This window comes from Nonomuraea sp. NPDC003709 (assembly GCF_040610775.1).
Lineage (GTDB): Bacteria > Actinomycetota > Actinomycetes > Streptosporangiales > Streptosporangiaceae > Nonomuraea > Nonomuraea angiospora_A.
Map to the genome: position 1 here is coordinate 717,525 of NZ_JBEXMW010000003.1, position 21,786 is coordinate 739,310.

The following is a 21,786-nucleotide window of genomic DNA, read 5'->3' on the forward strand; positions in this document are numbered from 1 at the left end:
CGTGCTCGGCCGTTTTCCGCAAGGACTCTGGCCGGCGTCAGGACGGCGGGTCTTCGGAGGCGGGCATCGTGAAGAACCTGAGGAACACCGGCCGCGCGGTGGGCGACGCGTCCTCCGGCGTGCGGCTGAATCTGGACAGCAGTTCCATGTACGCCTCGAAGAACTCGTCGAGCTCTTCCCGGGTCAGGTGAGTGAGCCCGCGGGACGCCTTCGCCCACTCGCCGTACCGCCGATGGTCGCGAAAGAAGCGCCGGGCGAGTTCCAGCTCCTGGTCGACCTTGAACTCGATGATCTCATCGAGGAGCTTCTGCGACTCATCGTCCATCTCACCCGCCGAGGGCCACCTCAGGTCGGCGCTGATCTGCCGCCACCAGCGCTCCCTTCCGGTCGACCGCTCGGGGATCTCCTCGATGAACCCGTTGTGCTCAAGCTGGCGCAGGTGATAGCTGAGCGTCCCGGTGTTCTCGCCGAGCGCCCGGCCGAGCGTGGTGGACGTGGCCGGGCCGTGGATGCCGAGATGCTGCAGGATCCGCTGTCGCAGCGGATGACCGAGTGCCTTGTGCGCACCTGGATCACTGAGCTGCCGGGTCGCCCGTCTGTTCGCCACGTTGCGAGCCTACAACCTTTCGCAACATTGCAGAATTTTCGCTGCAGCATTTTTTCTGCAATACTCGGCCGCGATGATCCCGATGCCGCCACAAGGGGACATTTGGGACGCGGAGCACGGGAATGGACGAGGATGACATCGGACGAGCACGCATCGGGACGACGCCCACTCGCTGCCGGACTCATGGCCCTGTGCGTGCTCCTGCTGATCGCCGTCGGCGCGATCAGGGACACCACCCCCACCGCGGTGAGCCCGGCCGACGCCCCCGTCCAGGAGTTCAGCGCGCAGCGGGCCTTCACCCAGGTCGAGCGCATCGCCGTCGCACCCCACCCCGTCGGCACGGCCGAGCACGCCCGGGTCCGGGACTACCTCGTCGGCGAGCTGCGACGGCTGGGCCTGCGGCCCGAGGTGCACGAGGCGGTGGGCATCTCACCGATCGACGACCCGGGCGACCCCGTCACCGCCGGGCGCGTCTTCAACATCGTCACCGTGATACCCGGGACCGCTTCCACCGGCCGGGTCTTCGTCACCGCTCACTACGACTCGGTCCCCGAGGGGCCGGGCGCCAACGACGACGGGGCCGGTACGGCGAGCGCGATCGAGACGGCCAGGGCGCTGGTCGCGGACGGCACCCGGTTGCGCAACGACGTCGTGCTCCTCATCACTGACGCCGAGGAGGCCGGGCTCCTGGGATCGGAGGCGTTCGTCAAGGACCACCAGCTCGCACAGGGGCGGAGCGTGGTGATCAACAACGAGGCGCGCGGCTCCAAGGGCCCGGTGCTGATGTTCCGGAGCACGGAGCCGAACTCCGGCCTGATCTCCATGTTCGGATCGGCGGCGCCCATGCCCGTGGCCGACTCCGTGTACGCCGAGCTCATGAAACTGCTCAACAACGACACCGACTTCACCGCCTTCCAACCCGGCGGGATGGCCGTGCTCGACTCCGCCTATGCCAACGCGGGGACCCTGTACCACAGCGTTCTCGACGACCCCGCGCACGTTGATCTCGCGGCACTGCAGCAGATGGGCGACAACACGCTGGCGCTCGTGCGCGCGTTCGGCGGCACCGACCTGGCGCGGCTGTCCACCGGAGACGACCTGGTCTACTTCAACGTCCCGCCCGGCCTGCTGGTCCGCTATCCGGCCTGGGCGGCCACCCTGCTGGGCGCGGTCGCCCTGCTGACGGCACTGGCACTGATCTTTCTGTCCCGCCGCCGCGGCGTGGTCACGTTGCGGCGCACGCTCCTCGGCACCGCGCTCGCCGCGATCCCGATCGGACTCGGGGTGGGTGTCGGTGTCTTCTTCTGGGACCTGCTCAAGGTGATCCGGCCCGAGCTCGGTGGAACCGCCACCACGACGCCGTACCGGCCGGAGCTGTTGTGGCTCGCCGTACTGATGCTCGCGGGCACGATCCTGACCGCGTGGTACGCGCTGCTGCGCCGTCGCGTCGGCACCACCGAACTGGCCCTCGGGATGCTGACCTGGGCGGCCCTGATCGGTCTCGGACTCGGCATCGTGTCGCCCGGAGCGTCACACCTCGCCGCCTGGCCCGCCTTGGGGGCGGCGCTGGGCGGGCTGGCCGCGCTCCGCCGCCCGCCGCGGTGGCGTGTCCTCGTCCTCGCCGCAGGTCTCGTCCCCGCCGCCCTGATCCTGCTGCCCAGCGCGTGGAACACCCTGCCGACGGGCCTGCAGTACGTGGGCTACGCCCCCATGCCGCTGGTGATCCTGTTCGGCGGCCTTCTGCTGCCGATGGTCGAGGTGGTGTGGCCTCGCAGGCGTTCCCCGCTGATCCCGCTGACCGCGCTGGTCGTCTCGATCACTCTGGTGGCGGCGGGCCTGCTGGTCGAGCCGATCGACAAGGAGCACCCGCGGCGAACCAGCCTGGCGTACGGCCTCGACGCGGACACCGGCAAGGCCGTCTGGCTGACCTCGAAGAAGCCCGACCAGTGGGCCCGCCGCTATGGCGGCACCGACGCGACCGGCCGGCCGCAGGCGGAGCTATGGGGTGGCGGCTCCAAGCTCCTCAGCCCGGCGAAGGCCGCCGCGCTGCCGGAGCCCTCGCTTCGGGTGCTCGCGGACACGACCCGGCAGGGCATGCGAACCCTGCGTGTCCGGATCCGCTCCGAGCGCGGAGCGAACACGGTCGGCCTGCGGGTGGACGGGGACACCGCGACGGTGCGCTCGCTGACCGTCGAGGGCCGCTCCATCAAGGCCGATCCGGCGGGATTCGTCTTCCACGCCCCGGGGGCGGACGGCGTCGAGGTGTCGATGACGGTGACGGGCGGCAAGATCCGGCTGAGGGTCACCGATGTGAGCCCGAATCCCCGTGAGATGTCCGCACTTCCTGGCTTCATCACGCCACCGGATTGGCTGTTCCTCGGCGACGCCAAGATCTCCGTCACCAGGGCCTACACCATCTGACGCTGATGCCTCCGATGCTGACGTTGGCGACGAGCGATAGCCGCCTTGTCCCGAAAGCTGGTTGCCCATCAGCGCGGCGACCCGGACCACGCCATCAGCCCAGGACCGCGCCGATCGCGGTCATGATCGGGATGGACAGGCCCGTGGTCAGCAGCACCGCGCTGCGGGCCAGGCGCCGGGCGGTGTCGTAGTTCACCGCGTACACGTAGATGTTCTGCGCCGTCGGCAGGGCGGCGAAGAGGGTGGCGGCCAGGAGCGCGCTGCCGTCGAGGCCGAGGACCAGGCGCGCGGTCAGGTAGGCGACGGCCGGTTGGACGAAGGCCTTGAGCGTGACCGCGAGGAAGATGTCCTTGCCGACGCCGTTCGCCTCGGGGGCCGCGGGGGTGCGCTGGGAGCCGTACAGGCTGAGGCCGTACGCGACGAGGGCGACGGGCACGGCCGCGCCGCCGAGCAGCTCGACCGGGCGCATGACCAGGACGGGCAGGGAGATCCCGGTGATCGCCAGCACGAGCCCGAGGAGGGAGGCGACCGTGAGGGGGTTGCGGAACGGGAGGAGCAGGGCCGCGCGCACCGAGCGGGCCCCCTTGTCGAGGATGAGGAAGGAGACCGGGGTGAGGACGATCAGCTGGAAGAGCAGGATCGGGGCGACCAGCGCGCCGTCGCCCAGCACGTAGATCGCGATGGGCACGCCGAGGTTGCCGGCGTTCACGTACGACGAGGCCAGCGCGCCGATCGTGGCCTCGCGGCGGTCGCGGCCCCAGGCCAGCCGCGCCACCAGCACGTAGACGAGCTGGACGCACGCCACCGCCACCACCTCGGTCAGCAGCACCGGCGAGAAGAGGATGTGGAGGTCCGCCTTGGACACGGTGGCGAACATCAGCGCCGGGGTCGCCACGAAGAAGGCCAGGCGCGACAGCACCAGCTCGTCGCTGGCCCGCAGCAGGCCCCCCATCCCGATCAGGTAGCCGATCACGGCAACGGACACCAGGGCGGCGAACGCCGCGACAACCCCCGACACTGACCAACCTCCGAAATGGGACGTTCAGCAGCGTATCGGGATGGTTGACCGGCGAAGCGGCGGGTCTACGCTGGGCGCATGCGAGTAGCGGTGATTGGCGCCAGCGGTCATATCGGCACGTACCTCATCCCCCGGTTGGTCGATGGCGGACACGACGTCGTGGCCGTGAGCCGGGGCAAGCGGGAGCCTTACAGCCCGCACGGGGCCTGGCAGCGGGTCACCCAGATCACCGCCGACCGCGACGCCGAGGACGCCGACGGCACGTTCGGGCGGCGGATCGTGGAGCTGGAGGCCGACGTCGTCATCGACCTCATCTCCTTCACCGAGACCAGCGCCCGAGACCTGGCGGCGGCGCTGACCGGGAAGGTCCGGCAGTTCCTGCACTGCGGGACGATCTGGACGCACGGGCCGAGCAGCCGGGTGCCGACGACCGAGGACATGCCCAAGCGGCCGCTCGGCGAGTACGGCAAGCAGAAGGCCGCCATCGAGGCCCACCTCCTCGAACGCGCCCACCGCGACGGCTTCCCCGCCACGATCATCCACCCGGGCCACATCACCGGCCCCGGCTGGGTGCCGGTCAACCCGGCGGGCAACGTCGATCCGGCCGTGTTCCAGACGCTGGCCGACGGCGGCGAGCTGGCGCTGCCGAACTTCGGCCTGGAGACCGTCCAGCACGTGCACGCCGACGACGTGGCGCGGCTGTTCGTGGACGCCATGGTCAACCCGTCGGCCTCCGTCGGTGAGAGTTTCCACTCGGTGGCCACCAGCGCCCTGACGCTGCGCGGTTACGCCGAGGCGGTGGCGGGCTGGTTCGGGCAGGAGGCGCGGCTGACGTTCCTGCCGTGGGAGCGGTGGCGGGAGACGGTGCCGGAGCGGGACGCGCAGATCACGCTCGACCACATCTCCTACAGCCCTCACTGCAGCATGGAGAAGGCCGAGCGGCTGCTGGGGCACCGGCCCCGTTACGCGCCGCTCGAGGCCATCTCCGAGGCGGTCGACTGGCTGGTCCGGGCGGGCACCATCACCCGCTGAGGCCGGTTCGGGGCCTCACCTCGCGCTGATCTCGTACGTACGGGTGACCGCCACGAGGTCGCCGTCCTCCCGGGTCGCCGCCACCACGCCCTTCGGCCTCGGGACGAATCCGGGCACCCGCTGGAGCCCGTCGGTCTCCGCGACGGCGGTCAGCCGGAACCGGTCCGCCCCCGGGACCCGCAGCGAGATCTCCGCTCCCGTGTCAGGCAGGCCGCGGAAGCGGATCTCGCCCGGCCACGTGTTGGAGCGGACCCCGGTGACGTCGACGCTCACCGGGGTCAGGCCGTCGGCGGCGGCCGTCGCCGCGGCGATCGGGCGCTCGACCCGCAGCGTGACCGAGCGCGCCGCCCTGCCGGCGGTCACGCGGAGCCGGACCGTGTCGCCGTCGCGGCCGAGCACGGTCACCCGGGGTTCGGCGGCGCCGGCCGCCGCCGGTGCCCGTCCCGTCCAGAGGGAGGTGCCGCGGGCGTAGCCGGGGGGCAGCGGCGTGGTGTCGTGGCCGGACACGTACCTCCTGGTCCAGGCGGGCGGCTCCGCGTCGGCGCTGACCCAGTTGGCGGTCCTGGTGTCGGCGTCCATCACGTACGCGAGGTGCGTGCGCAAGGGGTTGGCCGGGTCGAAGCCGTCCCGGGCCAGGCCGATCGGCACCAGCAGCACCGCGAGCCCGGCGGCGGCGAGCGGGACCAGGGACTGCCTGCGCTCCGGCAGGCACAGCTCGGCGATCGGCAGCACCGTCAGCCCGAACACCGCCAGCACCAGCGCGGGCACCCCGCCGAGCGCGAGGCCCATCCCGTCGAACGCGGTCCTGGCCAGAGCGGGCAGCAGCGCCGCCGCAACGACCGCGCCCAGTGTCACCGCCGTCACCTGGAGCACCGCCACCTGGCGGGCCGCGCCGCGCAGCAGGATCGCGGCCGTCCCGCCGAGCGCGCCGAACAGCGCGGGCAGCGTCAGCACGTACGACATGCCCGGCGCGACCTGGGCGCACAGCAGGCCGAGCGCGGCCGGCCAGGCCAGAGCGGCGACGGCCAGCGCCGCGGGGCCGAGGCGGCGGCGCAGCGGCAGGTACCAGCAGAGCAGCGCCAGCGCGGCCAGGATCACGACGGCCGCCTGGAACGCCTGCGGTCGGTGCAGCAGCCCGCCCATCCCGTCGTACGCGGGCCGCCAGGCCACCAGCACCTCCCACAACCCCTGGGCCAGGGCCGCCGCGAGCAGCAGCGGCACGACCCCCGACGTGGCGGCGACGGCGAGCCGGGGCAGGCTGAGCAGCCGCCTTCTCCGGGCCAGCACCGCCAGCCCCGCGACCGCCGCCGCCGCGAGCCCGGCCAGGGGCCAGACGAGCGCGTTCGGGTACGTGACCATGGTCCCGAAGATCCGGAAATAGGTGAGGTCGTGGTCCGTGTCCAGCGCTTCGAGGTCGGCGCGGCCGAGCGCGCGGGTCAGCGCCAGCATGTTCGAGCCGTGGTGCTGCAGGCTGCCCCGGTCGAGGTGGGCGAGGGAGTCGTCGGCGGTGTGGTAGCGGGAGGAGCCCTCGATGTAGGCGAAGTTCATGCCGGTGAAGCCGCTCTCGGCCATCGGGGTGAAGTCGGTGTTGTTCGGGAGCAGCCGGTACAGCTCGCCCATCGTGGAGTCGCCGCGCGGGTGCGGCACGGCGTCGGCGAACGTCTCGACCAGCCCGGCGTTGTTCCTGGACGTCTGGAACATCAGCGACGGCCCGCTCACGCCCCGGGCCTCCCAGTTGAGCAGCACCCCGCCCTTGCGGCCCAGCGGGTGCTCCCTGACGAACGCCTCGGCGCCCAGCACGCCGTCCTCCTCGCCGTCCGACATCAGCAGCACGAGGTCGTTGCGGAGCGCGGTGCCCTTGAGCGCCCGTACCGTCTCCAGCATGGCCGCGACCGCGGCGGCGTCGTCCGAGGCGCCCGGGCCCATGGCCGCGGAGTCGTAGTGCGCGGCGATCACCACCGTCCCGGTCGGGTCGCTGCCCTTCGCCGTGGCCACAATGTTGTCCACCTGCCCGAACGACGCCAGCCCGGCCGACGTGTTCGCGCCGATGGCCCGCTGCACCCGCACGTCGAGCCCCGCCGCGCGCAGTTGCCCGGCGAGGTAGTCCCTGGCCCGCTCACCGGCCCGGCTGCCGATCGGGCGCGGCTCGGTGGCGAACCTCTCCAGGTGGCGCAGCGCCCGCTCCGCGCTGAACTCCCCGTCCGGCGCCGAGGCGGGCAGCGGCTGCATGGTGCTGTCCGCCATGGCGGTCAGCATGATCACGCCGGCCAGCGCGAGCAGGGCGCACAGCCCCGCCAGCGCCCGGCGGGGGACATCGAACAACTTTCCCGTCATGGCCAGGAACGCTAGGTACGCGGGCCATGGCGGCGGAATGATGCGCGTGCCCGGATCGACCTGCGGTTTTCCGCAGGTCTACCAGGCCACCTCCAGGGAGCTCATGCCGTACACGATGTGGGAGGAGCGGAAGTCCGCGGCGCCCGCCTCGCGCAGGCCCGGGAAGCGCTGGAGCAGCGCCGGGAAGGCGATCCGCAGCTCCATGCGCGCCAGCGGGGCGCCCAGGCAGTGGTGGATGCCGTGGCCGAAGGCGACGTGTCCGGGAGCGCCGCGGGAGATGTCGAACGTGCTCGCGTCGGCCATGAGGGCGGGGTCGCGGTTCGCGGCGGGCAGGGCGCAGAGGACCAGCTCGCCGGGCTGGATGGTACGGCCGCTCAGCTCGACCTCCGCCGTCGCGACCTTGGTCGTGCCCGAGTTGACGATGCTCAGCCAGCGCAGCAGCTCCTCCACGGTGGCGTCGATGCGCTCGGGCTCCTTCCTGAGCAGTTCGAGCTGCTCGGGATGGCGCAGCAGGGCCAGGGTGCCCAGGGCCAGCATGTTGGAGGTGGTCTCGTGGCCCGCGAACAGCAGCAGGCTGCCGATGCCGACGAGCTCGTCCGTGGTCAGGTCGTCGCCGTGCTCGCGTACCAGCATGCCGAGCAGCTCCTCGCCCGGGTCCTGCTGGATGCGCTGGACCAGGGCCTCCATGTACGCGCGCGCCTCGAACTGCAGCCCCAGCCGCTCCTCGCCGGGCACCGACAGGTCGAGCATCCTGCTGGTGCGGCGCTGGAAGCCGTCCCGGTCCTCGTACGGGACTCCGAGCAGCTCGCAGATGACCAGCGACGGGATCGGCAACGAGAACGACGTGACCAGGTCGGCCGGCGAACCGGCGGCCTCCATGGCGTCCAGGTGGTCGTCCACGATGCGCCTGATCCGCGGCTCCAGCCGCTGCATCCGCCGGTTCGTGAACTCGGGGGTCAGCATCCTGCGCAGCCGCGTGTGCTCGGGCGCGTCCACGCCGAGGAGGTTGCCCGCCTGGATCTTGGCTAACTGCTCGGGAGTCATCTCGGGCGCTCCGGGGAGGCGCGCCACCGTCTGCTGGGCGATCCTGAACCGTTCGGCGTCGCCGAGAACCTCGCGGACCTCCGCGTACCTGGTGACGAGCCAGACGTCCAGGCCGAACGGGGTCGTGACGCGCCTGATCCCCTCCTCCTCCCTGAGCGCCGCCAGCTCGGGAGCCGGGTCGAACCCCACCCGCCGCATGTGCAGCGGCATCGTCGAGGACTCGGTCATGCAAACCCCTTGATGATCGTCGGTTGAGGCGTAAACCGTAACAACCCCCCAGGCCGGTCTCCAGTGCGCCCGCGCGGGGGTTGCGGTGGTGCGGGGGAAGGGACAGCATGCCCCCTGTGGATGTGCCCGTGTTGGTCGCCGGAGGCGGGCCCGTGGGGCTGGCGGTCGCGGTGGAGCTGGCGTACCAGGGCGTGAGGTGCCTGGTGGTCGAGCCGCGCGAGGAGGTGTCGTGGCTGCGGCCCCGCGCGAAGACGACGTCGGCGCGGTCGATGGAGCTGCTGCGGAGATGGGGCCTGGCGGAGCGGGTGCGGGAGCGCGCCCCGCTGGCGGTCGCGTGGTCGGACCAGGCGGTGTTCGTCAGCAGCCTGCTCGGACGGGAGGTCACCAGGATCGGCGGGTGCTTCGGGCTGGACCTGGTGGGCTCCGAGCTGGCGGCCGAGCCGGGCCAGCAGGTGCCGCAGCCGTTGGTGGAGGAGGTGCTGCGGGAGGCCGTCGGCGACGCGCTGCTGACCGGATGGCAGGTGGCCGGGCTGCGGGAGGACGCCGACGGGGTGTCGGTGCGCATCGCGTCCGCCACGGGCGAGGAGCGTGAGGTACGCGCCCGTTACGTGGTCGGCTGCGACGGCCCACGCAGCGTGACCAGGGCGGCCATCGGCGCCCGCTACGAGGGCCGCCAGGACGCCAGGCCCAACTTCAACATCGTCTTCCGCGCCCCCGGCCTGGCCGAGCGGATGCCGCACGGCCCCGCCGTGCACTACTGGGTGCTGAACCCCGCCCAGCCCGGCATCGTCGGCCGCCTCGACCTGGAGGACACCTGGTGGTGCATCGCCCAGGGCGTCCCCGCCGCGGGCGCGGATCCGATGCGGCTGGTCCGCAACCTGGCGGGCGCCGACATCGAGGCGGAGATCCTGGCCACCGACCCGTGGACCGCGCGGATGCTGCTGGCCGACCGATACGCGAGCGAGCGCGTGTTCCTGGCGGGCGACGCGGCGCACCAGAATCCGCCGTACGGGGGACACGGGTTCAACACCGGGATCGGGGACGCGGTCAACCTCGGCTGGAAGCTGGCCGCCGTACTGCACGGATGGGCGCCCGCCACGTTACTGGCCACCTACGAGACCGAGCGCCGCCCGGTGGCCGCCGACACCATCGAGGCCGCCGCCGCGAACATGGCCACCCTCGCCCCCGAGCTGGCCGACCCGGCGCTGATGGGGGAGGAGGCCGAGTTCGAGAAGGTGCGGCCCGCCGTGGCGGAGGCGGTGCGCAGGACGAAGGACAGCGAGTTCCACAGCCTGGACCTGGTGCTCGGCTACACCTACGAGGGCTCGCCCATCGTCGCCGAGGGCACCGGGGAGCGGCTGCCGCACCGGTGGCTGGCTCCCGGCGTGTCCCTGTACGACCGGCTGGGCCGGGGCTTCAGCGTGGTCGGGGACCAGCGCCTGCCGGGGGCCGTGGCGCTGGCCGAGCAGGCGCGGGAGCTGGGGGTGCCGCTGCGGGCCGTGGATCTGCCGGGCGTGCCCCTGACGCTGGTCCGCCCCGACCAGCACGTGGCCTGGCGCGGCGAGCACCCCGACGGCGCTCTGAGGCGAGCGCTCTGCCACCGGCCCGTCAGCAACCGCCCTTGACGATGGCCCGTCGTTCGACGCTGCATTGGGGCCCGTTGACGTTGTTGCCGCCGCTGATGGTGTTGTTGCTGTTCACGGAGAAGTTGGCATTCTGGAAGTTGCCGCTGTTCACCTGCCGGCCCTTACCCCGGAAGTTGCCGCTGTTCCAGGAGTTGCCGCTGCCCTTGGGAAATCCGTGCCCGAGAGCGGGAAGGGCGGGCGGGAGCGACAACATCAGCGCGAGCTGCGCCGCGACCATCCCGGTCCGCCGCCTGAAGGTCGTCATCGCCGGTCACCGGGAAGTGGACTGGGAGCCATTGGCGTTGTTCCCGCCGTCGATGGTGTTGTTGCTGTTCACGGCGCCGTTCGCATTGTCGAAGTTGCCGCTGTTGATGGGATTTCCCTCATTGTGGTAGTTCCCGCTGTTGGTGGAGTTCCCGCTGTTCTCGGCGCCATTAACGCACTTGGTCGGAGAATTGGGTGACGGCGAGTTGTAGGCGATCAGCCGATTTCCGCAGAAAACTCCGGGAAGCGCTCTGAGTACCGTACCGAGATCCGCGCCGACCAGCTCGGTGAGCAGGGAGCTCCCGTCGGGCGGCGGTGCGGCCGACGCGCCGGTCGGGGCCAGCAGCACAGCGCACCCGACCGCGACGCCCGCAACAATCCGCACCAATGCCCTCAATGCGTTTCCCGCCATTTCTCGCGACATGATCCACTGAAAGGTAGCACCGGGGGACGCCTTTTCACGGAAAGCCCTCGATAAACTCGGCGCAAAAACTACTTCCGGGTCCGGCCCGGCGGCAGGCTGAGCGTGAACACCGTGTTCCCCGGCTCGCTGCGTACCTCGACCCGCCCGTCGTGGGCCGCCGTGACCGCCGACACGATGGCCAGGCCCAGCCCGCTGCCGCCGGCCAGCCGGGAGCGCGATCCGTCGCCCCGCGCGAACCGGCCGAACACGTGGGGGAGCACGTGTCCGGGAATGCCCGGCCCGTCGTCCGCGACCTCGACGCTCACCCGCTCCCCGAGCCGGACCGTCGCGGTGACCGTGGTGCCGGGCGGGGTGTGGGTACGGGCGTTCGCGAGGAGGTTGGTCACCACCTGGTGCAGGCGGTCGGCGTCCCCCAGGACCAGGGCGGGCTGGTCGGGCAGGCTGATCAGCCAGCGGTGGCGGGGCGCGGCCGCGTAGGCGTCGCCGACCGCGTTGACCACGATCGGCGACAGGTCCAGCTCCACCCGCTCCAGCGGGCGGCCCGCGTCCAGCCTGGCCAGCAGCAGCAGGTCCTCCACCAGCGTGGTCATCCGGCCCGCCTCCGAGCGGATGCGGCCGAGCGCGTGCTCCGTCTGCGGCCCGTGCCACTCGCCGCTGCGCCTGGTCAGCTCCGCGTAGCCGACGATGGAGGCCAGCGGCGTGCGCAGCTCGTGGCTGGCGTCGGCGATGAAGCGCCGCAGCCTCGTCTCGCTCTCGTGCCGCACCGCGAGGGCGGTCTCGACGTGCCCGAGCATGCGGTTGAGCGCGCCGCCCACCTGCCCGATCTCGGTGTGCGGGTCGGTGTCCACCTCGGGTACGCGGGACAGGCGCACGACGTCCCCGGTGGCCAGCGGCAGCTCCGACACCCTGGAAGCGGTGGCCGCGAGCCGCCCGAGCGGGCGTACGGCACGGCGTACGAGCAGGGTGCCGGCGGCGGCCGTCAGCGCGACGCCCGCCAGCGTGACGGCGGCCTCCACCACGACGAGCCTGGTCAGCATGGAGTCCACGGCGGTCATGGGCAGCCCGGTGACCAGCACGTCGCCGTCGGGCGTGCGGGCGGAGGCCATCCGGTAGGCGCCCAGCGGACCCAGGTCGACCGTCACGGGCTCGCCGGTGACGGCGGCGAGCGACGGCGGCGCGGGCAGTTCCCGCACGGTGGCGATGCCGGTCAGCACGGCGGCCCGCCGCACCACCCCCTGGCGGATCCGCGCGCCGAACGTGCCCTCGGCCTGACCGGGCGACAGCAGGAACGACACCTCCCGGGCCTGCGGAGGCGGGTCGTCCCGCTGCGCCGCCGCGCTGGTCGAGCGGCGGGCGGCCGAGGTGACCTGGCTGTCGAGCCGGTCGGTGAGGAAGTCGTGGAACAGCAGCGTCGTCGCGGTGGCGATGACGGCGCAGACGGTGACCAGCAGCGCGATCGAGGAGACCACCAGCTTGGTCTCCAGCGACATCGTCATCCGGCGGGTCGGAGCGTGTAGCCCACCCCGCGCACGGTGTGGATCATCGGCTGCCGCTGCGCGTCGATCTTGCGCCGGAGATAGGAGATGTACAGCTCGACGACGTTGCTCTGGCCGCCGAAGTCGTAGGCCCACACCCGGTCGAGGATCTGCGACTTGCTGAGCACCCGGCCCGGGTTGTGCATGAGGAAGCGCAGCAGCTCGAACTCCGTCGGCGTGAGCCTGATCTCCTTGCCGTCCCGCCGTACCTGGTGGGTCTCCTGGTCCAGCGTGAGATCGCCGACCACGAGCCCGGCGTCGGCCCGCGCCTGGGCCGCGCCCGAGCGGCGCAGCAGGCCCCGCAGCCTGATGACGACCTCCTCCAGGCTGAACGGCTTCGTGACGTAGTCGTCCGCGCCGGCCCGCAGGCCGACGAGCCGGTCCTGGAGCGAGTCCAGCGCGGTCAGGAACAGGATCGGCACGCCCGGCAGCACCGCGCGCAGCCGGGGAAGGAGCTGGATCCCGTCCATGTCGGGCAGCATGACGTCCAGGACGATCGCGTCCGGGCGGAACCCGCGCGCCGCGCGGATGGCCTCGCTGCCGTTGTGCGCACTGCGGACGTCCCAGGACTCCTGGCGCATGACCATGGAAAGGAGCTCGGTCAGCGGAGGCTCGTCGTCCACGACGAGGATGTTGATCGAGCTGCCGTCCGATCGGCGCACGGGCTCGGACCGGGAGTTCGGGCTGGTCGTGTGCATATTCGTGACGATGACCTCCCTCTATGAAGGTTTGATGATGCCTGCTTGTGAATCGCCTGTGAGCTGCTCCCGGGCGAGCGCGGAAGGGCCCGGCGGCGTGCCGGGCCCTTCCTATCCCTTCAAGACGCGATCAGAGCCACGCGAAGTCGTCACCCCCTATTCGGTCAGAAGAGCTTCCCGGACCAGACGTTGGCCGCGGAGGCGTAGACGCTGTAGGTCTCGGCGTCGAAGTACGGCGAGCTGATGTAGTCGACCCGGTCGTTCTCGTCCTGGTCGTAGAACGCGCTGGTCACGCCGTTGAGATAGCCGAGCCGCTTGGCACTGCTGTACTTCAGCAGCCACGGCCCGCCGTCGGCGCCGGCGGTCATGGAGCACTTCAGCCCGACGTGCTCCTCGATCTTCTTGGCGGCCGAGCCAACGGTCTTGGCCGTGGTCGTGCCGTAGCACCACTTGGGCGTGACGCCGGTGAACGGCTTGTTGCCGTCGGGCTGCGCGGCCTGCGGGTAGCCGAACACGTAGTGCGCCTTCTTCAGCGGCTGGTTCCAGGAGATGCCCTGGCCGCCGACGTTGTCGCCCAGCCGCCCCGCGTCCGTGGCGTCGATCACGTGGTACGTGTTCGACGACCGGTCGTAGTAGCCGTGGTCGGCCTTCGTGGTGTCGGTGCCCGGCTTGGCCCGGTCGGCCTCGTACTCGGACCTGGTGACGGTCGAGTCCTTGACGGTCACGCCGTTGTAGACGGAGACGAACGCGTAGTCGCGGTCGTAGTCCTCGTACACGCTGTAGTCGTAGTGCACGAACGCCTGCTTGCCGACGTAGACGCCCCAGGGGGCCTTGCCCTGGTAGTAGCCGGGCACGAAGACCCAGTTGTCCATGAGCTGCTCGTCATTGGCGGTGTCGTACACGCAGTGGCCGGCCGTGGCGACCACGTTGGCGTACTTGCCCTGGATGGAGGAGGCCGAGCACCAGCGCTTCTTGCCCGCCGAGTCGACGAAGAAGACCTTGCCGACGGTCTTCGGCAGGTTGACGTTCTTCGACTTGCCGGTGGTCGTGGTGGTGCCGGTCGGGGCGACCGAGCCCGCCTTGGTGTCGGTGGACGGAGTGCCCGTGGAGGTGAGCTTGTCGACGTCGGTGGTGTCCTCCTCGACGTAGGTGGCGGCCTTCAGCGCGGCGCCGTTGTTCTCCAGCCAGTAGGCGGCGATGCCCTTGGCGGTGGTGATGCTGACGCTCTCGGTCGGCTTCACGTGCGGGGCGGCCTGCGCGCCGCCCGCCAGCGAGGCGCCGAGCAGCGCCGTGGCGGCCAGCCCGCCGCCGACGGGGGCGAGGGTGTGCTTGATCTTCAAGGGGATACTCCTTGCTCGTCGCGGGAACGCCATGAGCGTTCGGTGCGTCTGTGAGGCAGGAAGGTATCCCTCTCAGCCCAGCCTTTATGTCCTCCTATGTCCGGATTTAGCTGGCACACAGCTTGCCGTGATCGTGCCGTGATCTCACGAAGATCGCGTCCCCGCGCCGATTCCCCAAGGCGGCCGCCGATCCTGAGAACGAACCCGGGAAGAATCTGAGAATCGCATAAGAGAAATTATGTGTTGCAGATCACCGACCCCAGGTCGAGGCCACTACCTGCGCTTATCCAATACATAAGGTGAGCACAGGCGTTTCTCAGGTTGGCTCGGCAGGGTGATTGGCGAGGGAAGACCTTCGGGGCTGAATTCAGATGTTCGGCCAGGTCCGTCCCGGATTGGATTCGTATCCAGTGCGCTTCTCCAAGCCTTTCGCCGTGACCCTCGCCAGCGCCGCTCTGCTGACGCTGCCCCTGTCGGGCGCCGCGTTCGCCGACGCCAGGCCGCAGCCGGCGGCCACCGTCAAGGCCCCGCAGCCGACGCACTCGAACCCCATCACGCCCACTGTTACCCAGGACCAGTGGGTCAAGGGCCGCGACGACGCTCGCAGGTTCGCGCTGAAGGTCTCCGTCGACCCTGACCGGGTGCGCGCCGGCGACTCGTACGACGTGACGATCGCCGCCAAGGGCCTGCGCTCCGGCACGGCCGTCGTGACCAGCCCCGAGGGCAAGAGCTACCGCGTGACGCTCTCCGACGGCGAGGCCACCAAGACCCTGACCGTGCCGTCCAAGGCCAAGCCCGGCAGCAAGACCGTGACCGTCAAGGTCGGCAACAAGACCGCCACGGCCTCCTTCGACGTGGTGGCCCCCCGCCCGCAGCGCCACCGCGACCACGACGGCAAGTAGTAGGTGGGCCAGGGGCCACCCGCCCGTTACCCGTCTGGATGGTGGGCCTGCTGACACCCGCCCCAGACAAAGGGCTTCGCCGGGGGCGCTTCGCGCAGGGGCTCAGACGCCCCTATTGAGGCGCCTCCGGCGCACCCCCCGCGCCTCCGGCGCCATCGGTCCCCGCCCGTTGACCGGTTGGATGGTGGGCCGTCTGCTGCCCACCCCGGACCGGCTCGCCTTCGGAGAATTCGTGGGTCGGGGAAGCCTGGGGAGACCCATTACCAGAGAACCGACGTGTGGGACCTCTCGGTCGCGCTCATGAATAAGCGCCACGCAAAGGGCGCGACACCCATCATTACGGCTTCAGCTTTGACCCGAGCAGCGTAAGAATTCACGAGACAGCGATCGGGCCTGCCGGGTGGTGGGCCCGTCTGATGCTGCTGGTGGTCGCACTTCGTCTCGCGGGATAATCAGGCTCAGGCTGCGGGAGCACGTGGACTGATTCGCACCTCCAGTTGGGCGTCCAGAGCCCTGGCCAGTCGCTCGAGGACCGGCAGCGTCGGCACGGTGCCTCCTCCTTCGAAACGGGCCACTGCTGACTGTGTCATGTCAGCCGCACGAGCCAGCTCACTCTGGCTCCACCCGCGAGATTCCCGCATCTGTCGTACTGCCCGACCGAGTTCGAAGGCGAGACGAGCCGCATCGTATGCCTCGGCCGCCCCGGGCTCGGACAGTCGCCGGTCACGCAGATCAGCCCAGTCGGTCCGCTCGGTCATCACCACTCCTCGTCCACCGAGTGCGCCTCGCCCTTGCAATGAGACAACGCCCGCCGCGCCCGGTCCACTTCTCGATCTTCCCTCATTCGCGTTTTGTGGAAAACGGTCAGAAGGATGATCCGCCGATCCGAAGCGATCCAGTAGCTGATCCGCATTGTCAGATCATCAAGGTAAAACCGCAGCACGCCATCGAGCTGTCGCGTGTACGGCTCTCCCAGCGACGGGCCTTCCGCCGCGAGCAGATCGACATAGAAATGGCCTGGGTTCAATCGACGTGGGGATGCCTCTGCTCAAGGTAGTCGTTGAGCTGCCGCCACTGCGTGGGGTGAATGTCCAGCAAGTGCAGTTCACCCGGCTCAACCCACCGCACATCGCTGGCCTCGTCGTTGACCTCCGGCTGACCGCCGACCGGGCGGGCGATCAGCATGACCTCGTACTCCTGGCGGATCTCGCCGTCTGTGTAGGCGACGATGTGACCAGGGTCGGAGTAGATCCCAAGGATGCCCACCGGCTCGACCAAGACACCGGTCTCCTCCTCGGTTTCCCGCACGGCGCACTGCGAGGGCGTCTCACCGATCTCCATCTTGCCCATCGGCAACGCCCACTGGCCCGTGTCGCGACGGCACTGCATGAGGATGCGCCCCGCGTCGTCCACGGTGACCGTCCCACAGGCCGGTACGAGACTGTTCGCCTTGGGTGCGCTCGGGTCGTTCCAGTACTCAACTCGTCCCATGAGATGCCTCTCAGATCTCCACGCCGGACCACGGAACGGCTCCGGCCCAGACGCGCTCGAACGACGACATGTAGTGCTCGGCCATCGTCCCGCCATCGAGGCGGCGGAAGTGGAAGGTCGGGTTGGCCGAGGCCGGTTCTCCGTATACGTGTGGATTGACCAGGACGTCATCGTCATAGCGGGACAGCAGGTTCTTCTTGAGTATCTTGGGCGCCGCGTCTGGGCCGATGCGTCGAGGGCCGTCGACCGCCGGCGCCGTGAAGACGACGTCGGATACGTTTACTCGTCGTCCGGGATGGCGGCCAGCGATTCGCGAGTGTGCCCGAAAGCGGCCAGCACCTTATCGAGCGAGATCCGCTCCCCCGGGTCAGTGACCGAACGAGCGAGCACCAGCGCCAGATCCCGCAGATCGGCCGCCGCCTCCTCCAACTCGTTGAGCCGGCGGATGCTCACCACGGCCGCCACCGGCTGGTGCCGACGGGTGACCACCAGATCGATCCCCTGCTCCGCCTCGGCCACCAGGCGGGCAATCCCTCGCTGGGCCGCCTCGGTGACGCTCAACTCAGTTGCGTCGTGCAGGGCAGTCACGCATCAACTGTAACCGCGCCGGTCCCTGGCCGCCGCCGTCCGATCCACCCACGAAGCGAAGGCAAGTGCTCGACCACCAAGGCTCATGTGCGAGTAGGTGAACTGAACAAAGTGGTCAGGACGGCCGGGGTGGAGCGGTGCTCGAGCGCGTGACCAGCGTCGTGGGCAGCTCGATCCGGCCCGCAGCGCCGTCGGTGAGCAGTGCCGTCAGCGCCGCCGCGCCCAGCTCGGGCCAGGGCTGGCGGACCGTGGTGAGGGCCGGCGTGACGTGGGCGGCGGCCAAGGAGTCGTCGAAGCCGATCACGCTCACGTCGTCGGGCACGCGCAGCCCGTGCTCGCCCAGCGCCTGGTACACCCCGACGGCCATGGAGTCCGAGCAGGCGAAGACGGCGGTCGGCGGATGGGGGAGGGAGGCGAGCAGGCGGCGGGTGGCTCGTAAAGCGTCGCCCTGCTGGAAGTAGCCGCACACCTCCCACCGGGGGTCGGCCCGGAGCCCGGCGGCGGCCATGGCCTGGCGGTGGCCGGCCAGCCGTTCGGCCGCGCACGGGACCCCGGGGCGGCCCGTGACGACGGCGATCCGCGAGTGACCGAGGGCGATCAGGTGCTCGGTGGCCGCCCGCGCGCCGTCCAGGTTGGCCGAGGCGACGGCGGGCAGGCCGGACGGCGGCTTGCGGCGCGGGTCGACGATCACCGCGGGGATCCCCCGGTCGGCCAGCCAGGCCCGCTGCGCGGCGGTCGGCGACGTGCGCACGAGCAGGACGCCGGCGCTGTCGCGGGCGCCGATCCGGTCCAGCCACGCGGGCGGGGGCTGGCCGTGCTTGGTGCGGTCGCACACGGCCGAGACCACCAGGTCCACGCCCGCCCGCCAGGCCGCGTCCTCCACCCCGCCCAGGATCGCCAGCGCGTACGGCGAGTCGAGGGCCTGCAGCATGACGTCCACCATGCTCCCCCGGACGGGCCTGACCCGCTGTCTGGGGTAGCCGCGCCGCTCCAGCACCTCGGCGACCAGCCGGCGGGTGTGGGCGGAGACGTCGGAGCGGCCGTTCAGAGCTTTGGAAACGGTTGCAATGGACACGCCGGCCTCGCGGGCGATCACGGCCAGTTTGGGCAACTGCTGGGGCTGGTCCTCGACCGTCATGACCCCCACTCTCCCCGCCGCGCCTGGGAATCGCCAGGCCAGCGCCCCGAAAATTTCGAATTTCAGGCATGACGGCCTGCTCCCGGCCGTCGGCGGGCACTCGGGCCATTTGACGCCAGGTACGTGCGGGTGCGACGTTTCCTGCAACCGATTGCAGCAGGTGCCGCCAAGGAGTGAGGGATGACGACCTACCGCAACCCCGTGCTGAACGCCGACTGGTCCGACCCCGACGTGATCCGCGTCGGCGCGGACTTCTACCTGACCGCCTCCACGTTCACCAAGGTCCCGGGCCTGCCGATCCTGCACTCGCGCGATCTGGTCAACTGGACGATCATCGGGCATGCCGTGACGAGCGGCTATGACGACGTGCGGCCGGGTTGCGGCGTGTGGGCGCCCTCGCTGCGCCATCACCACGGGCGGTTCTGGATCTTCTACGGCGACCCCGACGTGGGGATCCACGTGGTGAGCGCGGAGGACCCGCGGGGTCCGTGGACCGCGCCGCACGTGGTCAAGCCGGGCGCCGGGCTCATCGACCCGTGCCCGCTGTGGGACGACGACGGCCAGGCGTACCTGGTGCACGGCTGGGCCAAGAGCCGCGCCGGCGTCAACAACCGGCTCACCCTGCACCGCATGTCGCCGGACGCCCGCGAGGTGCTGGACGAGGGCACGCTGATCATCGACGCCGACCTGCTGCCCGGTTACCGGACGCTGGAGGGGCCCAAGCTCTACAAGCGCGACGGCATGTACTGGGTCTTCGCGCCGGCGGGTGGCGTGGAGCAGGGCTGGCAGTCGGTGTTCCGGGCGAGCTCGATCTTCGGCCCGTACGAGGACCGGATCGTGCTGGAGCAGGGCGGCACCGACGTGAACGGGCCGCACCAGGGCGGCTGGGTGGACACCCCGTCGGGCGCGCACTGGTTCATGCACTTCCAGGACCGCGGCGCCTACGGCAGGGTCGTCCACCTGCAGCCCATGGCCTGGGAGGACGGCTGGCCGGTCATGGGCGCGGACGGCGAGCCGGTGCCCGGCGGCCCCGTGCCCGTCCCCGGCGGCGCGCCGGCCGAGCCCGCCACCTCCGACGACTTCGCCGGGCCCGGGCTCGGCCTGCAGTGGAGCTGGCAGGCCAACCCCGACCCCTCCTGGTGGGAGCTGCGGGACGGCACCCTCCGCCTGGCCTGCGCGCCGGGGCCGGAGGACCTCAGGGAGCGCCCGTCCGTGCTCGGGCAGCGGCTGCCCGGCGACCCGTGCACGGTCACCACCGGCCTCACCCTGGACGGCGAGGGCCGGGCGGGGCTGGTCGTGCTCGGGTTCACCTACGCCTACGTCGGGCTGGAGCGCACGGCGGACGGGACCGCGCTGGTGTGCGGGGACATGGAGCCCGTGCCCGTGAAGGACGGCGCGTCCGTCACCGTCGGCGCGCGGATCGGGGAGAACGCGCTCGTCACGTTCCTGGCCGACACCGGCGACGGGCTGCGCGAGGTCGGCGCTCCCTTCCAGGCCACGCAGAGCCGGTGGGTGGGGGCGGTGCTGGGCCTGTTCGCGGCGGGGGACGGCGCGGGCCGGGCGGTTTTCGACGCCTTCACCGTGGACGTCGAGAGGTAGCTCCGGAGAGACCCTGGAGAGTAATCGGACAACTACCTCTGGTTACCATAGATGGTGCATATGCGCATCGAATGGTGCGGATCACTCCAGGGGGGCTGGAAATGACTGATGACACCCGGGCCGACAGAGCGGGGCTCGACACGGCGGAGGTGGACGGCGAGGAGGTGCTGCTGCACAGCCAGGACGACCCGGTGGCCGCCGCCGCCGTGGACGCGGCTGTCGAGAGCGAGCTGCTGGACGAGTCGTCCGTACGGGAGGCCGTCGAGGTCGAGTGGTCGGCGGCCAAGCGGGAGAGCGGGCGCCAGATCGCCGGGCTGTCGCCCCAGGCCCAGGACCGCGTACGGCGGCTGCAGAGCGAGCTCGGCACCATGGGCGCGGAGGTCTGGCCGGTCTCCAGGTGGTGGGGTTTCGAGATCCACCTCAACGAGAGCGCCGCGTTGCTGGCCGCCGAGATCCCGCAGCTCGTCGGCGAGACCGCGGCCACCGTGCTGGGCTCCTGGCTCACCCCACACATCGAGCGGCAGGTGCGCGCCAAGGCCGACTGGATCACCTCGGTCGCCCGGCCGTACGGCGTGAAGCTGGTCTCGCCGTGGGTCGCGCCCGCCATGCTGGTGCCGGCCCGCGAGGACCGGCGCGACGGGGAGCGGCTGTACTGGACGGTTCACGAGCCCGGCGAGGGATGGACCCCTGACCAGACGTTCGTCGAGCACTTCAGCGTGTCGGCCCCGGCCCTCGCGGAGTTCCAGGACGGGCTGGTCCTCGTCCACCGCGGCGAGGTCGACGATCCCAGCCTGTGGTGGACGGTCTATGACGCCCAGAAAGGGTGGAGCGCGGACCGGAGACTGCCCGGGCACGTCAGCGACTCGGCCCCGGCGCTGGCGGCGTACGACGGGCGGCTCTACTGCGTGCACCGCGGCGACGGCGACGACAACCTGTGGTGGACGCGGTGGGACGGCTCCACCTGGAGCCCCGACGCCAAGCTCCCCGAGCACCCCAGCGCCTCCGCCCCCGCGCTGGCCACGTTCGACGGGCAGCTCTACTGCGTGCACGCCGGCACCGACTCCACCCTGTGGTGGACGCGGTGGGACGGCTCCTCGTGGAGCCCCTGCACCCAGCTGCCCCAGCACGCCTGCCGGTCCAACCCGGCGCTGGCCGTCTGGCGGGGCCACCTCTACTGCGTGCACACCGGCAAGGACTCCAGCCTGTGGTGGACGCGCTGGGACGGCTCCGCCTGGACGCCCGACCAGAAGCTGACCATGCACTCGGCCGCCGAGGGCCCCGCGCTGACCGTCTACAAAGACCGCCTCTACTGCGTCCACCGCGGCGCGAGCGACCAGCGCCTGTGGTGGACCGTCTTCGACGGCTCCTCGTGGAGTGCCGACGAGCGGCTGCCCGGCCATCACAGCGCCGAGGCCCCGGCCGCGATCGCCTACCGCGACCGGAACGCCACCCGCGACCAGCTCCTGGTCGTGCACCGCGGCACCCGCTAGACGCGAAG

The 21,786-nt window shown here is 71.0% G+C and carries 20 protein-coding genes; 6 read left to right on the forward strand and 14 right to left on the reverse strand.

Annotated features, from left to right (window positions below):
* Nucleotides 1–37 precede the first annotated feature (37 nt).
* Nucleotides 38–607 (reverse strand): helix-turn-helix domain-containing protein, encoded by a 570-nt coding sequence (locus ABZX61_RS12000; protein ID WP_355193795.1) that lies wholly within the window; start codon nt 605–607, stop codon nt 38–40.
* Between the two features lie 195 nt (nt 608–802).
* Between ABZX61_RS12000 and ABZX61_RS12005 the strand changes: the two genes are divergently transcribed.
* A complete protein-coding gene (locus tag ABZX61_RS12005) occupies nt 803–3,028 on the forward strand; it encodes a M20/M25/M40 family metallo-hydrolase (protein ID WP_355193797.1) in 2,226 nt (741 codons plus the stop codon).
* 94 nt (nt 3,029–3,122) lie between these two features.
* Here the strand turns inward: ABZX61_RS12005 and ABZX61_RS12010 are convergent, their stop codons facing one another.
* A complete protein-coding gene (locus ABZX61_RS12010) occupies nt 3,123–4,046 on the reverse strand; it encodes an AEC family transporter (RefSeq protein ID WP_355193799.1) in 924 nt (307 codons plus the stop codon).
* 78 nt (nt 4,047–4,124) lie between these two features.
* Here ABZX61_RS12010 and ABZX61_RS12015 point away from each other — a divergent pair, with 78 nt between their 5' ends.
* The gene (locus tag ABZX61_RS12015) at nt 4,125–5,078 is read left to right on the forward strand and encodes an NAD(P)-dependent oxidoreductase (protein WP_350723509.1); all 954 of its coding nucleotides are present in this window, start codon (nt 4,125–4,127) and stop codon (nt 5,076–5,078) included.
* A 15-nt stretch (nt 5,079–5,093) separates the two neighbouring features.
* Here the strand turns inward: ABZX61_RS12015 and ABZX61_RS12020 are convergent, their stop codons facing one another.
* Nucleotides 5,094–7,412: a M28 family peptidase gene (locus ABZX61_RS12020; protein ID WP_355193802.1), complete on the reverse strand. Its 2,319-nt coding sequence runs from the start codon at nt 7,410–7,412 to the stop codon at nt 5,094–5,096.
* Between the two features lie 78 nt (nt 7,413–7,490).
* The gene (locus ABZX61_RS12025) at nt 7,491–8,684 is read right to left on the reverse strand and encodes a cytochrome P450 (protein ID WP_355193804.1); all 1,194 of its coding nucleotides are present in this window, start codon (nt 8,682–8,684) and stop codon (nt 7,491–7,493) included.
* Between the two features lie 116 nt (nt 8,685–8,800).
* Between ABZX61_RS12025 and ABZX61_RS12030 the strand changes: the two genes are divergently transcribed.
* A complete protein-coding gene (locus ABZX61_RS12030; protein WP_355193806.1) occupies nt 8,801–10,309 on the forward strand; it encodes an FAD-dependent monooxygenase in 1,509 nt (502 codons plus the stop codon).
* Here the strand turns inward: ABZX61_RS12030 and ABZX61_RS12035 are convergent.
* The 5 genes from ABZX61_RS12035 to ABZX61_RS12055 form a co-directional block, all read right to left on the reverse strand.
* Nucleotides 10,293–10,574, reverse strand: a complete 282-nt coding sequence (locus ABZX61_RS12035) for a hypothetical protein (RefSeq protein ID WP_355193808.1) — start codon at nt 10,572–10,574, stop codon at nt 10,293–10,295. The two genes, ABZX61_RS12030 and ABZX61_RS12035, sit on opposite strands and share 17 nt — an antisense overlap.
* Before the next feature lie 6 nt (nt 10,575–10,580).
* Nucleotides 10,581–10,997, reverse strand: a complete 417-nt coding sequence (locus ABZX61_RS12040) for a hypothetical protein (RefSeq protein WP_355193810.1) — start codon at nt 10,995–10,997, stop codon at nt 10,581–10,583.
* Between the two features lie 68 nt (nt 10,998–11,065).
* Nucleotides 11,066–12,493 carry a HAMP domain-containing sensor histidine kinase gene (locus ABZX61_RS12045; RefSeq protein WP_355193812.1) on the reverse strand — a complete coding sequence of 476 codons (1,428 nt, stop codon included), beginning with the start codon at nt 12,491–12,493 and terminating at the stop codon, nt 11,066–11,068.
* On the reverse strand, nt 12,490–13,230 hold the full coding sequence (locus ABZX61_RS12050) for a response regulator transcription factor (protein WP_350723497.1): 741 nt from the start codon (nt 13,228–13,230) through the stop codon (nt 12,490–12,492). Before ABZX61_RS12050 ends, ABZX61_RS12045 begins: the two co-directional genes overlap by 4 nt.
* Nucleotides 13,231–13,394: 164 nt before the next feature.
* Complete coding sequence (locus ABZX61_RS12055; protein WP_355193814.1) at nt 13,395–14,570, reverse strand: hypothetical protein; 1,176 nt, start codon at nt 14,568–14,570, stop codon at nt 13,395–13,397.
* Between the two features lie 434 nt (nt 14,571–15,004).
* Between ABZX61_RS12055 and ABZX61_RS12060 the strand changes: the two genes are divergently transcribed.
* Complete coding sequence (locus ABZX61_RS12060; protein ID WP_355193816.1) at nt 15,005–15,472, forward strand: hypothetical protein; 468 nt, start codon at nt 15,005–15,007, stop codon at nt 15,470–15,472.
* 458 nt (nt 15,473–15,930) lie between these two features.
* Here ABZX61_RS12060 and ABZX61_RS12065 read toward each other — a convergent pair whose 3' ends face one another.
* The 5 genes from ABZX61_RS12065 to ABZX61_RS12085 all read right to left on the reverse strand — a co-directional run bounded on the left by ABZX61_RS12065 (nt 15,931) and on the right by ABZX61_RS12085 (nt 18,689).
* On the reverse strand, nt 15,931–16,230 hold the full coding sequence (locus ABZX61_RS12065) for a helix-turn-helix transcriptional regulator (RefSeq protein ID WP_355193818.1): 300 nt from the start codon (nt 16,228–16,230) through the stop codon (nt 15,931–15,933).
* Nucleotides 16,230–16,499 carry a type II toxin-antitoxin system RelE/ParE family toxin gene (locus tag ABZX61_RS12070; protein WP_355193820.1) on the reverse strand — a complete coding sequence of 90 codons (270 nt, stop codon included), beginning with the start codon at nt 16,497–16,499 and terminating at the stop codon, nt 16,230–16,232. Before ABZX61_RS12070 ends, ABZX61_RS12065 begins: the two co-directional genes overlap by 1 nt.
* Nucleotides 16,496–16,963, reverse strand: coding sequence for an NUDIX domain-containing protein (locus ABZX61_RS12075; RefSeq protein WP_355193822.1), 468 nt, complete (start codon nt 16,961–16,963; stop codon nt 16,496–16,498). The genes ABZX61_RS12070 and ABZX61_RS12075 overlap by 4 nt, the downstream gene beginning before the upstream one ends.
* Before the next feature lie 279 nt (nt 16,964–17,242).
* Nucleotides 17,243–17,551: a type II toxin-antitoxin system prevent-host-death family antitoxin gene (locus ABZX61_RS12080; protein WP_355193824.1), complete on the reverse strand. Its 309-nt coding sequence runs from the start codon at nt 17,549–17,551 to the stop codon at nt 17,243–17,245.
* A 115-nt stretch (nt 17,552–17,666) separates the two neighbouring features.
* Nucleotides 17,667–18,689: a LacI family DNA-binding transcriptional regulator gene (locus tag ABZX61_RS12085; protein WP_355193825.1), complete on the reverse strand. Its 1,023-nt coding sequence runs from the start codon at nt 18,687–18,689 to the stop codon at nt 17,667–17,669.
* A gap of 180 nt (nt 18,690–18,869) precedes the next feature.
* Here ABZX61_RS12085 and ABZX61_RS12090 point away from each other — a divergent pair, with 180 nt between their 5' ends.
* Both ABZX61_RS12090 and ABZX61_RS12095 read left to right on the forward strand, forming a co-directional pair.
* Nucleotides 18,870–20,288, forward strand: coding sequence for a glycoside hydrolase 43 family protein (locus tag ABZX61_RS12090; protein WP_355193827.1), 1,419 nt, complete (start codon nt 18,870–18,872; stop codon nt 20,286–20,288).
* 101 nt (nt 20,289–20,389) lie between these two features.
* A complete protein-coding gene (locus ABZX61_RS12095; RefSeq protein ID WP_355193829.1) occupies nt 20,390–21,778 on the forward strand; it encodes a hypothetical protein in 1,389 nt (462 codons plus the stop codon).
* Nucleotides 21,779–21,786 lie beyond the last annotated feature (8 nt).

Bases quoted from the DNA above. Each gene is read 5' to 3' on its own strand.
- ABZX61_RS12095 (WP_355193829.1), top strand. From the start codon at position 20,390: ATGACTGATGACACCCGGGCCGACAGAGCGGGGCTCGACACGGCGGAG.
- ABZX61_RS12015 (WP_350723509.1), top strand. From the start codon at position 4,125: ATGCGAGTAGCGGTGATTGGCGCCAGCGGTCATATCGGCACGTACCTC.
- ABZX61_RS12050 (WP_350723497.1), bottom strand. From the start codon at position 13,230: ATGCACACGACCAGCCCGAACTCCCGGTCCGAGCCCGTGCGCCGATCG.
- ABZX61_RS12065 (WP_355193818.1), bottom strand. From the start codon at position 16,230: ATGACCGAGCGGACCGACTGGGCTGATCTGCGTGACCGGCGACTGTCC.
- ABZX61_RS12020 (WP_355193802.1), bottom strand. From the start codon at position 7,412: ATGACGGGAAAGTTGTTCGATGTCCCCCGCCGGGCGCTGGCGGGGCTG.
- ABZX61_RS12085 (WP_355193825.1), bottom strand. From the start codon at position 18,689: ATGACGGTCGAGGACCAGCCCCAGCAGTTGCCCAAACTGGCCGTGATC.
- ABZX61_RS12040 (WP_355193810.1), bottom strand. From the start codon at position 10,997: ATGTCGCGAGAAATGGCGGGAAACGCATTGAGGGCATTGGTGCGGATT.
- ABZX61_RS12025 (WP_355193804.1), bottom strand. From the start codon at position 8,684: ATGACCGAGTCCTCGACGATGCCGCTGCACATGCGGCGGGTGGGGTTC.
- ABZX61_RS12075 (WP_355193822.1), bottom strand. From the start codon at position 16,963: ATGGGACGAGTTGAGTACTGGAACGACCCGAGCGCACCCAAGGCGAAC.
- ABZX61_RS12090 (WP_355193827.1), top strand. From the start codon at position 18,870: ATGACGACCTACCGCAACCCCGTGCTGAACGCCGACTGGTCCGACCCC.
- ABZX61_RS12035 (WP_355193808.1), bottom strand. From the start codon at position 10,574: ATGACGACCTTCAGGCGGCGGACCGGGATGGTCGCGGCGCAGCTCGCG.
- ABZX61_RS12045 (WP_355193812.1), bottom strand. From the start codon at position 12,493: ATGACGATGTCGCTGGAGACCAAGCTGGTGGTCTCCTCGATCGCGCTG.